At 75.4% G+C, this 13,484-nt stretch carries 12 protein-coding genes; 4 read left to right on the forward strand and 8 right to left on the reverse strand.

Going from position 1 to position 13,484, the window contains the following annotated elements; genetic code table 11:
- The coding region (locus J1M41_RS06115) for a DASS family sodium-coupled anion symporter (protein WP_206451374.1) at positions 1-1,675 on the forward strand (1,675 nt) is incomplete at its 5' end.
- Positions 1,676-1,797: 122 nt separating this feature from the next.
- On the opposite strand, the gene J1M41_RS06120 is transcribed toward J1M41_RS06115, so the two are convergent.
- Positions 1,798-2,904: a 4-hydroxy-3-methylbut-2-enyl diphosphate reductase gene (locus J1M41_RS06120; protein WP_206451375.1), complete on the reverse strand. Its 1,107-nt coding sequence runs from the start codon at positions 2,902-2,904 to the stop codon at positions 1,798-1,800.
- Between the two features lie 53 nt (positions 2,905-2,957).
- Positions 2,958-4,046 carry a hypothetical protein gene (locus J1M41_RS06125; protein WP_206451376.1) on the reverse strand — a complete coding sequence of 363 codons (1,089 nt, stop codon included), beginning with the start codon at positions 4,044-4,046 and terminating at the stop codon, positions 2,958-2,960.
- A gap of 191 nt (positions 4,047-4,237) precedes the next feature.
- Here J1M41_RS06125 and xseA point away from each other — a divergent pair, with 191 nt between their 5' ends.
- Positions 4,238-5,551 carry an exodeoxyribonuclease VII large subunit gene (gene xseA, locus J1M41_RS06130; RefSeq protein WP_206451377.1) on the forward strand — a complete coding sequence of 438 codons (1,314 nt, stop codon included), beginning with the start codon at positions 4,238-4,240 and terminating at the stop codon, positions 5,549-5,551.
- On the forward strand, positions 5,548-5,835 hold the full coding sequence (locus J1M41_RS06135) for an exodeoxyribonuclease VII small subunit (protein WP_206451378.1): 288 nt from the start codon (positions 5,548-5,550) through the stop codon (positions 5,833-5,835). The genes xseA and J1M41_RS06135 overlap by 4 nt, the downstream gene beginning before the upstream one ends.
- A gap of 179 nt (positions 5,836-6,014) precedes the next feature.
- Here the strand turns inward: J1M41_RS06135 and J1M41_RS06140 are convergent, their stop codons facing one another.
- From J1M41_RS06140 to J1M41_RS06160, 5 genes are all read right to left on the reverse strand, one after another.
- Complete coding sequence (locus tag J1M41_RS06140; RefSeq protein WP_141843768.1) at positions 6,015-6,599, reverse strand: type 1 glutamine amidotransferase domain-containing protein; 585 nt, start codon at positions 6,597-6,599, stop codon at positions 6,015-6,017.
- A 125-nt stretch (positions 6,600-6,724) separates the two neighbouring features.
- On the reverse strand, positions 6,725-7,642 hold the full coding sequence (locus tag J1M41_RS06145) for a PPK2 family polyphosphate kinase (protein WP_206451379.1): 918 nt from the start codon (positions 7,640-7,642) through the stop codon (positions 6,725-6,727).
- Positions 7,635-8,873 (reverse strand): pyridoxal phosphate-dependent aminotransferase, encoded by a 1,239-nt coding sequence (locus J1M41_RS06150; RefSeq protein WP_115165994.1) that lies wholly within the window; start codon positions 8,871-8,873, stop codon positions 7,635-7,637. The genes J1M41_RS06145 and J1M41_RS06150 overlap by 8 nt, the downstream gene beginning before the upstream one ends.
- Before the next feature lie 84 nt (positions 8,874-8,957).
- A complete protein-coding gene (locus J1M41_RS06155) occupies positions 8,958-10,076 on the reverse strand; it encodes a glycine betaine ABC transporter substrate-binding protein (protein WP_206451380.1) in 1,119 nt (372 codons plus the stop codon).
- The gene (locus J1M41_RS06160; RefSeq protein ID WP_206451438.1) at positions 10,073-10,528 is read right to left on the reverse strand and encodes an NUDIX hydrolase; all 456 of its coding nucleotides are present in this window, start codon (positions 10,526-10,528) and stop codon (positions 10,073-10,075) included. The genes J1M41_RS06155 and J1M41_RS06160 overlap by 4 nt, the downstream gene beginning before the upstream one ends.
- Between J1M41_RS06160 and J1M41_RS06165 the strand changes: the two genes are divergently transcribed.
- Positions 10,514-12,349 (forward strand): hypothetical protein, encoded by a 1,836-nt coding sequence (locus J1M41_RS06165; protein ID WP_206451381.1) that lies wholly within the window; start codon positions 10,514-10,516, stop codon positions 12,347-12,349. The genes J1M41_RS06160 and J1M41_RS06165 overlap by 15 nt on opposite strands.
- A gap of 32 nt (positions 12,350-12,381) precedes the next feature.
- On the opposite strand, the gene J1M41_RS06170 is transcribed toward J1M41_RS06165, so the two are convergent.
- The coding region (locus J1M41_RS06170) for a phosphotransferase (RefSeq protein WP_241247798.1) at positions 12,382-13,484 on the reverse strand (1,103 nt) is incomplete at its 5' end.

Below are 13,484 nucleotides of genomic sequence, written 5' to 3' on the forward strand. Positions count from 1 at the left end.
GCGCAACGTCAACGAGCACGTCTCCCGCTTCGACCCCCGGGCGGCCGCCCAGGAGTTCGAACATGAGCTCTCCCCGGGCATGCGTGACGAGCCGCTGACCGGCGGCGAGAACGTCAAACGCATCATCGGCCTCGTGGCCGGCCCCCTGCTCGCCGTCGCCCTGTTCCTGCTGATGCCGGGCGACCTCGGCGTCTGGCCCCGCCTCGTCGCCGCCACCGCCGTGCTCATGGCCGTGTGGTGGATGACCGAGGCCCTGCCCATCCCCGCCACCGCCCTGCTGCCGCTCGTCATCTTCCCGCTCGGCGTGCCCGCCGAGGAGTCCGACGGCGGCATCACCTTCGACTCCATCGGCGCGAGCTACGGCAACAACATCATCTTCCTGTTCATGGGCGGCTTCATGCTCGCCCTGGCCATGCAGCGCTGGAACCTGCACCGGCGCATCGCGCTCGGCGTCCTGAAGTTCATGGGCGCCAGGACCGTGAACCTCGTCCTGGGCTTCATGATCGCCACCGGGTTCATCTCCATGTGGGTGTCCAACACCGCCACCGCCGTGATGATGCTCCCCATCGGCGTGTCCATCCTCGTGCTCGTCCAGCGCTACGGCACGGACGACGCCCTGACCGGGGACGAGGCAGCGGGCCAGGTCGACCGCCCCGCCGCGCCCGCATCCGCGCCCGGCGAGGCCCCCACGCAGGCCGAGATCCGCTCCCTCACGAAGTCCAACTTCGGCACCGCGCTCATGCTCGGCATCGCGTACGCCGCGTCCATCGGCTCGCTCGGCACCATCATCGGCACCCCGCCCAACACCCTGCTCGCGGGCCACATGGCCGCCGAGCACGGCGTGGAGATCGGCTTCGGCCAGTGGATGCTGGTCGGCGTGCCCATCGCCGTCGTGCTGCTCTTCGCGTGCTGGTTCCTGCTCACCCGCGTGCTGTTCCGCCCCGAGATCGACGAGGTCCCCGGCGGCCGCGACCTGATCGCCACCGAGCTGGCCCGCCTCGGCCGCATGAGCGCCCCCGAGGCCAAGGTCCTCGCCGTCTTCGTCCTCGCCGCGCTGGCCTGGATCACCGTGCCGCTGATCTCCGAGTACGTCCTGGACCTGAAGTCCCCGCTGCTCTCGGACGCGGCCATCGCCATGGTCGTCGGGCTCATCCTGTTCCTCCTGCCGGCCGGTGGCGGGGCCGGGCGCGGCGTGCGCCTCCTGGACTGGGAGGCCGCGAAGGAGCTGCCGTGGGGCGTGCTCCTGCTGTTCGGCGGCGGCCTGGCCCTGTCCGGTCAGTTCTCCAAGTCGGGCCTGTCCACGTGGCTCGGTGAGCAGGTCAAGGGCCTCGGCGACATCCCCGTGTGGGTGCTCGTGGTGATCGCCGCCGTCGGCATCCTGCTGCTGACCGAGATGACCTCGAACACGGCCACCGCGGCCACGTTCCTGCCCGTCGCCTCCGGCGTGGCCCTGGGCACCGGCGTCGCCCCGCTCATGCTGGCCGCGCCCGTCGCCCTCGCCGCGACCTGCGCGTTCATGCTGCCCGTGGCCACCCCGCCGAACGCCATCGCGTACGGCTCCGGCTACGTGACCATCGGCCAGATGGTGAAGGGCGGCGTGTGGCTGAACATCATCGCCGCCGTGCTCATCTCCATCGCGTCGATGACCCTGCTCGTCTGGGTCTTCGGGCTCTGAGTCCCTGACCACCCGCCGGCCCGGCACGCTGAGGCCCGGAACGCCGAGGCCCGCAGACTCGCCGCTACGCCAGCGTCGTGACGGCGAGTCTGCGGGCCTCAGCGAGGAGACGAGGGGCGCGGTCAGGCCTCGGTGTCGCGGCGGCGTCCGCCGAGCGAGCGGGACTCGTCGCCCACCCGCTTGAGTTCGGCGCGCAGCTCCTTGGGCAGGGAGAAGATGATGTCCTCCTCGGCGGTCACCACCTCGTCCACCTGCCCGTAGCCGTACTCGGCCAGCAGCGCGAGCACCTCCTGGACCAGCACCTCGGGCACGGACGCGCCGGAGGACAGGCCCACCGTGGCCACGCCCTCGAACCAGGACTCGTCCACCTGGTTGGCGAAGTCCACGCGCTCGGCGCGGGTGGCCCCGTACTCCGCGGCCACCTCCTTGAGGCGCACCGAGTTCGAGGAGTTCGCCGAGCCCACGATGATCACCAGGTCGCACTCCGGCGAGATCGACTTGATGGCCGCCTGCCGGTTGGAGGTGGCGTAGCAGATGTCGTCCGAGGGCGGGTCCTGCAGGTTCGGGAACCGCTCGCGCAGCACGGAGACGATCTCGAGGGTCTCGTCCACGGAGAGCGTGGTCTGGGAGAGCCAGATCAGGTTGTCCGGGTCCTCCACCTGGACGGTGCGGGCCTCGGCGACGTCGTTGATCACCGTGGTGTGCTCGGGCGCCTCGCCGAACGTGCCCTCGACCTCCTCGTGACCGTCGTGGCCGATCAACAGGATCCGCTTCTCCTGCTTGGCGAAGCGCACGGCCTCGCGATGCACCTTGGTCACGAGCGGGCACGTGGCGTCGATGGTGCGCAGGTTGCGCTGGGCGGCCTCCTCGACGACGGCCGGGGACACGCCGTGCGCGGAGAACACGGTCAGGGCGCCCTCGGGCACCTCGTCCAGCTCCTCGACGAACACCACACCGCGCTCGGTCAGGGTGTCCACGACGTGCCGGTTGTGGACGATCTCCTTGCGCACGTACACGGGGGCGCCGTGGTGCTCGAGGGCCTTCTCGACGGCGACGACGGCGCGGTCCACGCCGGCGCAGTAGCCACGGGGGGCGGCCAGCAGCACGCGCTTCCCACCGGACACGGGCGCGGCCGCCTCCACCTCCTCACGGGAACGACGAACGCGCGGGACCTGCGGCATCCCGAGGCCGACGGCGGACGGACGAGTGGAGACGGAGGGAGCGGACATGCCCTCCATGCTATCGGCCGGGACGCAGACCGGGCCCGGGCTTCGCCGCGGGCTCAGCGCGACGTGACGTCGGCGGCGGTGTGGGAGCGGCCCACCGCGGGGGGACCGTCCGCCCGGGCGGCACGGACCCGGCCACGCCGAGCGACCCACAGCTCCGCCAGGGCCAGCAGCAGGCCCGCGGCCAGCACGATCCAGCCCAGGGTGGTCAGGGTCTGGGGGTAGGGGGCGACGGCGGCCGCGAACGCCGGGCGGGCGGCCTCCTCCATCTGCCGGACGAACGCGGCCACCCCCGGGGAGGCCCCCTCGGGCGCCATGAGGTGGACCGCGTCCGGACCCAGGCGGGCGCCACCGATCAGCCCGCCGGCCAGGGCGACCGCACCCGCCACGGCCACGGCGAGACCCCGCCGCCCTCGGGGGGCGAGCAGCAGGGCGCCCACGAGCGCCAGCACGGACGCGGCGGCGGCCCAGCGCCAGTGCGCGGAGGCGTCCACCCAGCGGTGCACGGTGGCCCGGTCCGTGCCGGCCAAGGCGTCGATGCGCGCGTCCATGCGCAGCGCGGTGCTGTCCCGCAGGTCCGCGGCACGGTCGTACAGGGGCGCCAGCAGCGTGTCCGCGGCCCAGTCGCCGACGTCCGCGCCCACGATCCCCTCCAGCAGCGCCTGCGCGGGCAGGTCGAACCGGTCCTCGCGCAGGTCACGTTCGATGTCGCCCAGGGCGGCGGTGATCCCGGACTGCGCGACGGGACCGAACGGGATGGTCACGTCCGCGCCGGAGCCGGGCTCGTCGGCGCCCTGCGGGTCCTCGAGCTGGGCGAGCCAGGCGCGCCGGGCCTCGTCGGCGGTGTCGGACCAGCCCTGCACCACCTGCGGGTCGTCCGCCACGCGCTGGGCCAGCGGGCGCAGCAGGTCCTCGGCCGCCTGGGCCAGCGGGCCCGGCACCTGCTCGGGGATGGCGTCGTGCACGACGTCGTCGATCACCCCCGGCACGGCGGCGCGGACCTCGGGGTCCACGGCGACCTGCTCCGTCACCCCGCGCAGCAGCTCCGGGCGGTGCGTCGCCTCGTCGACGAGGGCGCCGGCCGTCGCGAGCACCGCCAGCAGGCCCGCCAGGGCCGCGACGAGGAAACTGAGAGTGGTGCGCATGGGGTCCTTCCATTCCGTTCCGTTCCGACCCCGTCGAGCGTACTGATCCCGGCCGGAGGTTCCCCGGTCTGGGCGCCCGACCGGGCCGGCGGCGGGTCCGGGGGACGCCCGGGCGCCGTCTTGCGCGTCCGGTGAGGGCGGTACGGTGGGCCCGTGCCCGGGCGGACCGGGCGCGGACAGGAGGGACCCGGATGGACCAGCCCGTGACCGAGGGCGCCCCGGCGGCGTCGGACGTGCCCGTCTCGGCGCCCGCCCGCGCGGGCGAGACCTCCGCCGAGCGGCCGTGGCCCCTGCGCCGGCTCTCCGAGAACCTCAAGGCCCACATCGAGCGCGCGCCCGCCACGTGGATCGAGGGCCAGCTCATCGAGGTCAAGAACAACCGCGGCAACGTCTACATGACCATGCGGGACCTCGAGGAGGAGGTGTCCCTGCCGCTCACCGCCTGGCGGAACGTCGCCATGACCCTGGAGGGGACCGTCCAGCAGGGCTCCCGCGTGGTGGCGCGCGTGAAGCCGAACTTCTGGCTCAAGGCCGGGCGCCTGTCCATGAACGTGCAGGAGATGCGCCCGGTCGGCCTCGGCGATCTGCTGGCCCGCGTGGAGCTGCTGCGCCGGGCCCTCGCCGAGGAGGGGCTGACCTCCCCCGCGCGCAAACGGCCCCTGCCCCTGCTCCCCCACCGGATCGGGCTCATCACCGGCCGCGACTCGGATGCGAAGAAGGACGTGCTGCGCAACACCCTGCTGCGCTGGCCCGCCGCCGAGTTCGAGATCCGTGAGGTCGCCGTGCAGGGCGCCGAGGCCCCTCGGCAGGTGGCCGTCGCGCTCGCCGAACTCGACGCTGACCCGGCCGTGGACGTCATCGTCATCGCCCGCGGCGGCGGCGCGCTCGAGGAGGTCATCCTGCCGTTCTCGGACGAGGCGCTGGTGCGCGCCGTGGCGGCGGCGCGCACGCCCGTCGTCTCGGCGATCGGCCACGAGGCGGACCGCCCGGTCCTCGACGACGTCGCCGACCTGCGTGCCTCCACCCCCACGGACGCGGCCAAGCGGATCGTCCCGGACGCGGCCCAGGAGGCCGCCGGACTCGCGGATGCGCGCCTGCGGCTGGCCGCGGCCGTCGAGCGCCGCGTGCGCGCCGAGGCCGAGGGGCTCGCGGCCCTGCGCTCCCGGCCCGTGCTGGCCCGTCCGCACGTGATGGTGGACACCCGGCAGGAGGAGACGGACCGGTGGCGCGAGCGCGGCCGGTCCGCCCTGGGCCACCGGCTCGTCCGCGAGGAGGACGCCCTCACGCAGCTGCGCGCCCGCGTTCGCGCCCTGTCCCCGCAGCGCACCCTGGACCGCGGCTACGCCGTGGTCCAGCACGCCGGACAGGTCGTGCGCGACGCGGACCAGGTCGCCCCGGACGACCGGCTCGACATCCTCGTGGCGGCCGGACGGATCGCCGCGGACGTCGTCGAGACGCACCGGACCACCCCGACCCCATCCCCCGAGAGGACACGACAGGCATGAGTGAGCAGGGCATGGAGCAGACGCAGGACGCGGGCCGCCCGAGCGGCGTGGAGGGCTTCACCTCCGCGGACGTCTCGGACGTGGCCCAGATGAGCTACGAGCAGGCGCGCGCTGAGCTCGTGGAGACCGTGGGGCGGCTGGAGACCGGGGGCGCCGGCCTGGAGGAGTCCCTGGCCCTGTGGGAGCGCGGCGAGGCCCTGGCCGACCGCTGCCAGGCCTGGCTGGACGGCGCCCGCGTCCGCCTCGACCAGGTGCGCGGCGAAGCCGCCCCCGACGCCGGCTGACCCCGCCCCCCACTTTCGTTCGGGAAACGGCGGCCTCCGGGGCGCTTTCGTTCGAGAAACGGCGGCCTTCGGGGCGCTTTCGTTCGAAAAACGGCGGCCTCCGCCACGCTGTCGTTCGAGAAACGGCGGGGGCGGGGGCCATCGGCCCCCGCCCTCACGCGGCTCGCTCCCGACGTCGGTCAGGCGGTCTGGTCCTCGTGCTTGCCCTCGCCCAGCTCCTCCACGAGCTTGGCGTTGAAGGCGTCGAGGTCGTCCGGGGTGCGCGAGGTGGTCAGCCCGTTGTCCACGACGACCTCCTCGTCCACCCACTGGGCGCCCGCGTTCTTCAGGTCAGACTCCAGGGACGCGTAGCTGGTCAGACGGCGACCGTCCACGACGCCGGCCTCGATCAGGGTCCACGGGGCGTGGCAGATGGCCGCCACCGGCTTGTGCTGCTCGAAGAAGGCACGCACGAACGCCTGGGCGTCCGTGTCGATGCGCAGGGCGTCCGCGTTCAGGGTGCCGCCCGGCATCACGAGGCCGTGGAAGTCCTCGGCCTTGGCGTCCTTCACCGTGGTGTTCACCTCGAAGGACTCACCGTGCTCCCAGTCGGACTTCATCGCGGTGATGGTGCCGGACTTCGGGGAGACGAGCACGGGGGTCGCACCCGCGGCGATCACGGCCTCCCACGGGGAGGTCAGCTCGACCTGCTCGACACCGTCGGTGGCGAGGAACGCGACGGTCTTGCCGGTCAGCGGGGCGTTCTGGACAGCGTTCTCAGTCATGAGTGCACCTTTCGGATCGGGTCCGGCGCGCCTCTGCGGCGCCCGGTGTTCCTCCATCCACTCACCGCGGCCCCGGGCTTGGCAAGGTCCGACCACCACTGCCCCGCCCACCGCGACGGCGGCGCTCAGCCCGCCAGCAGTCGACGGCGGGCCGCCGCGACGTCGAAGTCCGCCTCCGGCCAGTCCAGCCCCATCCCCTGCAGGGTCTCGATGATCAGCTGCTGCACCGCCAGCCGCGCGAACCACTTGCGGTCCGCCGGCACGATGAACCACGGCGCGTCCTCGGTGTCCGTCCGCTCGATCGCGATCCGGTACGCGTCCGTGTACTGATCCCAGTACGCGCGGTCATCGAGGTCGCCCTCGCTGAACTTCCAGTGCTTCGTGGGGTCGTCCAGGCGGGCCAGCAGGCGCTCGGCCTGCTCCTCCGGCGAGATCCGCAGCATCACCTTGACGATCCGCGTCCCCGCGGCGCGCACGGCCGCCTCGAACTCGCGGATCGCCCCGTAGCGCTCCTCCACCTCGGCCAGCGGGGAGAGCCCGCGCACGCGGTGCACGAGCACGTCCTCGTAGTGCGAGCGGTCGAACACGGAGACCAGGCCGGGCCGCGGCAGATGCGGTCGGATGCGCCACAGGAAGTCGTGGGCGCGCTCCTCCGGGGTCGGCGCCTTGAACGCGTGCAGGTGGACGCCCTGCGGGTCCATCGCCCCGATCACGTGGCGCATGATCCCGCCCTTGCCGGCGGTGTCCATGCCCTGCAGGATCACCAGCAGGGACGGCACCTCCCCCACGGGCGCGTCGCGCACCGACTGGGCGAACAGCAGCTCCTGCAGGTCGGCGAGCGCCCGGCCGCGCGCGGCCAGGTCCTTCTTGCCCTTCGCCTTGTCCCCGCCGTAGCCGGGCGTCGCGGCGGGGTCGACGTCGGCCGGGCCCCGGACCTCGTCCCCGCGGCGGGCGGCGAACAGCTCCCGCGCGGGGGCGTCGAAGACGCCGTCGTCGGTGGCGCGGGCGGGTCGGCCCGCCTTGGTGGCCGGGGTGTCAGCCATGGCGCTCCCTCCAGTCCTCGAGGAAGTCCTCGAGGCGGTCCAGGGCCACGCTCAGGTCCTTCACGCTGGGCAGCGTGACGAGCCGGAAGTGGTCGCTGTGCGGGTAGTTGAACGCCCCGCCGTGCGAGACGAGGATCTTCTTCGCCCGGAGCAGCTCGATGACGAACGCCTCGTCGTCGTCGATCGCGTAGACCTCCGGGTCCAGCCGCGGGAACAGGTAGAGGGCGCCGTGGGCCGGCTGCACGGACACGCCGGGGATGGCGTTCAGGCGGTCCTGGGCGAGGTTGCGCTGCTCGAGCAGCCGACCGCCGGGCAGGACGAGGTCGTTGATGGACTGGTAGCCGCCCAGTGCCACCTGGATGGCGTGCTGCGCGGGCACGTTGGCGCACATCCGCATGTTGGCCAGCAGGGTCAGGCCCTCGAGGAAGTCGGCGGCCCGGTGCTTCGGCCCGGACACGGCCACCCATCCGGAGCGGTAGCCCGCCACCCGGTACGCCTTGGACAGGCCGGAGAACGTCAGGGTGAGCACGTCGTCGGACAGGCCGGCGGCGTTGATGTGGCGGGCGCCGTCGTAGGTGATCTTCTCGTAGATCTCGTCCGCCATGAGGACGAGGTGGTGGCGGCGGGCCACGTCCACGATGCCCTGCAGCACGGCGCGGGAGTAGACCGCGCCGGTGGGGTTGTTCGGGTTGATCAGGACGATGCCCTTGGTGCGCTCCGTGACGAGGGACTCGATGTGCTCGAGGTCGGGCTCCCAGCCCTCCTCCTCGACGCAGCGGTAGTGCACCGCCCGGCCCCCGGCCAGGGTGGTGGCGCCGGTCCACAGCGGGTAGTCGGGCGAGGGGACGAGGATCTCGTCGCCGTCGTCGACCAGGGCCTGCAGGACCATCGTGATCATCTCGGAGACGCCGTTGCCGATGAACACGTCGTCCACGCCGATGTCCCGGATGCCCCGGGACTCGTAGTACTGCGAGACGGCGGTGCGCGCCGAGTAGATGCCCTTGGAGTCCGAGTAGCCCTGCGCGTGCGGCAGGTGCTGGTGCATCGCCGCCAGGACGGCGTCCGGCGCCTCGAAGCCGAACGGGGCCGGGTTGCCGATGTTCAGCTTCATGATCCGGTGGCCCGCGGCCTCCATCCGCTGCGCCTCCTCCAGGATGGGGCCGCGCACGTCGTAGCGGACGTTCAGCAGCTTGGCGGACTGGCGGAACTGGCGGGGATGCGGGGTCGGCATGCCCCCCATCATGGCACCCCCCGGGCGGTGTGCGTCACAGTCGAGCTCGTGCGACGCGGGCCGGCGCCCCTCCCTCGCGCGGGCTCAGAACCAGGAGCCGCGGGGGACGAACCAGTCCTCGGGCGCGTCCTCCAGGCCATGGTCCACCAGCCAGTACTGCGCGGCCTCGGCGACCGGAAGCGGGTCGGCGCCCGTGGTGAGCCGTTCGAGCTCCCGCAGGCCGTCGCCGTCGAGGGCGGACATCACCTCGGCGATGCGCCGTTCGGCGTCGTCGTCTAGCGTCGCGGCGGAGCCGACGGCGGTCAGCCGCCCCTCCGGGAGCACGCGGCCGTCGTCCTCGAGCGGGACGAGCGTGTTCGCGTCGATCTCCGGATCCGTGCCGGTCAGCAGCGCGACCTGGGCCTCGTCCGCGACGACGGCGGCGGTCGGGTCCTCGGTGTCGGCCAGCCAGGTCTCGGGGCGGCAGCCGGCGAGCCGGTCCAGGCGGGCGCGCAGGGCCGTGGCCGCGTCCGGGTCCGCCGCGGCGGTCAGGGGCGGGGGTGCGACGGCGGTGAGCGACTCGCACCAGCCGTTGAGGTCCGTGATCGACTCGAGCTCGAGCCGGGCCGCGGTGGTCTGGGTGACGACCGCGGTCAGGCGCAGCACGCCCGCCGACGAGGACAGCACCGCCGGGGCCTCGTCCTGCGGTGTCCCCGCCGCGGCCGTCTGCCCGGCGAGCAGCGTCCCCAGGACGCGCCCGGCCGCCGGGGCGTCGGCCGCGGGGTCGCCGACGGGCGGGGTGGGCACAGCGTCCGTGGACGTGCCGGCCTCCGTCCCGGTCGGCGTCGACGACGGGGTCGACGTCGGCGTCGACGTCGGCGACGGCGGGGACGGCAGCGCCGCTGCGGGGTCGGCCGCGGCGGCCAGGGCCAGGGTGTCCACGACGGCGACCGTGTCCCCGCCGGCGGCGGACCACGCGGGCTGCTCCACGGCGACGCCGTCCTCGTCCGCCACGGCGTGGCCGTGCAGGCGCAGGTGACGGGCCAGGACCGCCGCGACTGCGGCCTCGAGGCCCTCGCCGCCGTGCACGACCGTGATCGGCGCGCCTGACGCCGAGGGCGTCGGCGGGGCGTCCGCCTGCCGCGCGCACGCCCCCAGGGCCAGCGACAGCACGAGGGCGGAGGCGGCGAGGGCCGCGGGGCGTCGGTGGGCGGGGCGGCTCACGCGGCCACCCCGGCACGGGCGAGCGCCTCGGTGACCCAGGAGGCGGTGCGCAGCTCGCTGAGCTCCGCGAGGTCGAACCAACGCGCGTCCGTCGAGGATCCGCCGACCTCAGGGCGCAGGACGCCGCCCGTGATGCGGGCGGTGTAGAGGACCTGCACGGTGAGCAGCGGCAGCGGCTCGCCCCGCAGGCGCTTCTCCACCGGGATCGTCCCGGTCGTGACGCCCAGCAGGCCCGTGAGCTCGGCGGTGTGGCCGGTCTCCTCCCAGACCTCGCGCAGGCACGCCTCCTCCGGGCTCTCGCCGAGCTCGATGCCGCCGCCGGGCAGCGTCCACTGCAGGAACTCGGGCCCCTGCCACGAGCTGAGCAGGACGCGGCCGCCGTCCACGATCAGGGCGTAGGCGCCGGCGCGCGTCTGGAACCGGAAGGAGCAGCGCCCGTGGACACCCCGCAGGACCCGCCCCGCCGGGACGACCCCTCCGGCGGCCCCGTGGAGCCGGCCGTCGACGCCGCCCTGGACCGGGTGCACGCCCTGCTCCGGCAGGCCCGCGTCATCGCGGCGCCCGACGCCCCGACGGCCCTGGACGCCCGAGGCTGGTGGGAGCTCTCCCTCGAGGCCGCGCTGCGCGACGAGCCCCGGGAGTCCGCCCGCCTCGCCGACTCCGGCCTGGCCGCGCTCGTGCCCGGCCAGGACGACGTCCGCCTCGCCCTGCTGCGGGCGCTCGCCGTCGCCGCGGGCCAGGTCGGGGACGAGGCCGCCCTGACCCGCTGGGTGGAGGCCCGGGCGGCGCTGCTGCGCCACCTCGGCCGGCCCCGGCAGGCCGGGCTCGAGTCCCAGCTCGGCGCCGCCCTCGTGCGCGACCCGGACACGGTCGAGGCGGCGGTGCTAGCCAGCGTCGTGGAGGACGAGCCGGGCGCTCCCGGCGAGGACCCCGGGGACACCGTCCTGCCCGAGGCCGCCCTGGCCCTGGCCGTGCACCACGTGCACACCGGGGACCTGGACGCCGCACTCGAGCTGGCCCGCCGCGTCGTCGCCGTCCTGGGCGGGCTGCGCGCGGCCGGTGCCCTGCTGCCCACCGGCTCGTGGTCCAGCGCGCACCTGCTGCTCGCCCGCCTGCACCTGTGGCGGGGCGAGCACGCCGAGGCGGACGCGGCGGCCGCCGTCGTCACCGCGCTGCCCGCCGCCCGCGCCGTCCTGGCCTCCGCCACCACGGTGCGGGCGATCGCCGCCCACGAGCTGGACCGTCCGACGGCCGCCCTCGACCTGGCGCTCGAGGCGGCGGAGCGGATGGCCTCGGTCGGGCTGCGGCGCGGCGCCGCCTCCGCGGCGGCCCTGGCCGGGCGCGTGGCCGGCGACCTCGACGGATACGAGGAGGTCGCCGTGACCGCGTGGGAGCTGGCCTCCGTGCACGCGGAGAAGGCCGAGGCGCCGGAGGCCTCGAGCCTGAGCTACTGGTGGGCGCACCAGCTCGTGCTCGCCGGCCGCGCCGACGAGGCCGAACCCCTGCTCGCCCGGCTGGTGCGCCGCGAGGCCACCCACGGCCGGGACGTCGAGCAGGCCCGCGCCCTCGTGGACCTCGGCCACGCCCACCACGACCAGGACCGCGCGGAGAACGCGCTGCCCCTGTGGCGGGAGGCGGCCGGCCTGTTCGAGGCCCACGGCCAGTGGGAGGACGCCGCGCGCACACTCCTGGCCGCCGGCGCCCTCGTGAACCGCGAGCGCGACGAACGCACCCGGCCCTCCGCCCTCGACCTGTTCGAGCGGGCGGTCGCGGCCGCGCGCCAGGCGGTGGACGAGGACCCGGCGGTGCTGCCGGCCGCGCTGCACGCGCACGGGTACCTGCTGTGCGAGTCCGGCCAGGCGGAGGGCCTCGACCTCCTCGAGGAGGCGCTCGCCCTCGTGCGGGACGCCGGCGCCGACTGGCAGGTGGCCGACTACACGGACACCCGCGCCCGGGCCCTGTGGTCGCTCGAGCGGGGGCCGGAGGCGATCGCCACCGCGCTGCAGGCCGCCGACCTGTTCACCGCCGCCGGGGACCGCGAGGGCGCCGCGCAGGCCGAGCTCTTCGCCGCCTACGTGGTGGCCGAGGACGGCAGCCCCGAGCAGGCCGCGACGCTCTTCCGCCTGGTGTGCGACTCCACCGACTCCACGCTCGTGCGCCTCGGCGCGCTCACGGGCCTGCACCAGTGCCTGTCCGCCCTCGGGGACCACGACGGCGCCGCGCGCGTCCGGGACGAGCTCGACGCGCTCCGGGAGGGGCTCGGCGCGGACTGACCGCCGCTCGAGGGGGTGGCCGCCGTCGCGGGTCAGAGGCCGACGCGGGCCAGGGCGGCGTCGGCGGCGGCCCGGCGGGCGGACCGCACGGCGCGGGGCGCGGTCGGCTGCGCCGCGAGGGCGGCGAGCACGGTCGCGACGCGGGCCGCCAGCGCCACCTCGTCGACCTCGCTGCGGGCGTGGCGCCGGAACCGTGCGGCCACGGCGCGCAGCGCGGCGCCGCCGGCACCGAGGTCCACGGCGCCCGCCTCGAGATGGGCGATCAGGACGGCCCAGTCGTCCACGCGGTGCCCCATGCCCAGGTCGTCGGCGTCCAGCACGCCGGTGATCCGCTCCCCCGCGGCGTCCACGTGCAGGTTCCCCGGGTGCAGGTCGCCGTGCACGGGCACGCGCGGGCCGGGGTCCCCGGCCGCGAGCGCCGCGCGGAGCCGGTCCGCCCGGGCGGCGGCCTCGTCCTGGGCCTCGGGGTCCAGCACGACGGCGGCCCACGTGGCGTGCTCGAGCAGGACGGCGGGTCCGCCGTCGTCCACGTCGGCGCCCCCGGCCGCCCCGGCCGTGGGGCCGGCCGGGTCGGGGGGCTCCTCGGGCACCGGCGGCAGCCGGTCCAGCAGCGCGGCGACCCGCGCGGGGTCGAGCGCGGCGGCCTCGGGCCCGGCCAGCAGCGCCCGCCAGGGCAGGCCCGGCACGCTCGCGAGCGGGAGCACCCCGCGCTCCGGCGCCGCGAGGACGGCGGGCACCGGCACCCCGGCCGCCCCCGCCGCGGCCATGCGCCGGGCGACCCGTGCGGCGCGCGCGGGCGGGAGCACCTTCAGGAACGTGCGGGCCACGACGCCGTCGTCGCCGGTCGCCTCGACGGCCAGGACCGCCCGGTCCCGCGGCCGGTAGCCGCGCCACGTGAGGCGGGCCCGGCCCGGCGCCGTGCCGAGCAGGGCCGCGAGCGCGTCCGGATCGGCGGTCAGCGTGAGGCCCGGCAGGACGGGGTCGGCGGGGGCCCACCACCACAGGGTGCCGTCCTCCAGGATCCCGCGCTCGCCCGGGACGGGCGGGCACGCCGCGCCGGGGGCGACGGGGTGCCGGGGGTCGCGGGCGAGGACGAGGGTGCGGGAGCGGACGCGGGCCTCGCCCGCGCGTCCGG

This window comes from Micrococcus sp. KRD096, from assembly GCF_017168495.1.
GTDB classification, from domain to species: Bacteria; Actinomycetota; Actinomycetes; order Actinomycetales; family Micrococcaceae; genus Micrococcus; species Micrococcus luteus.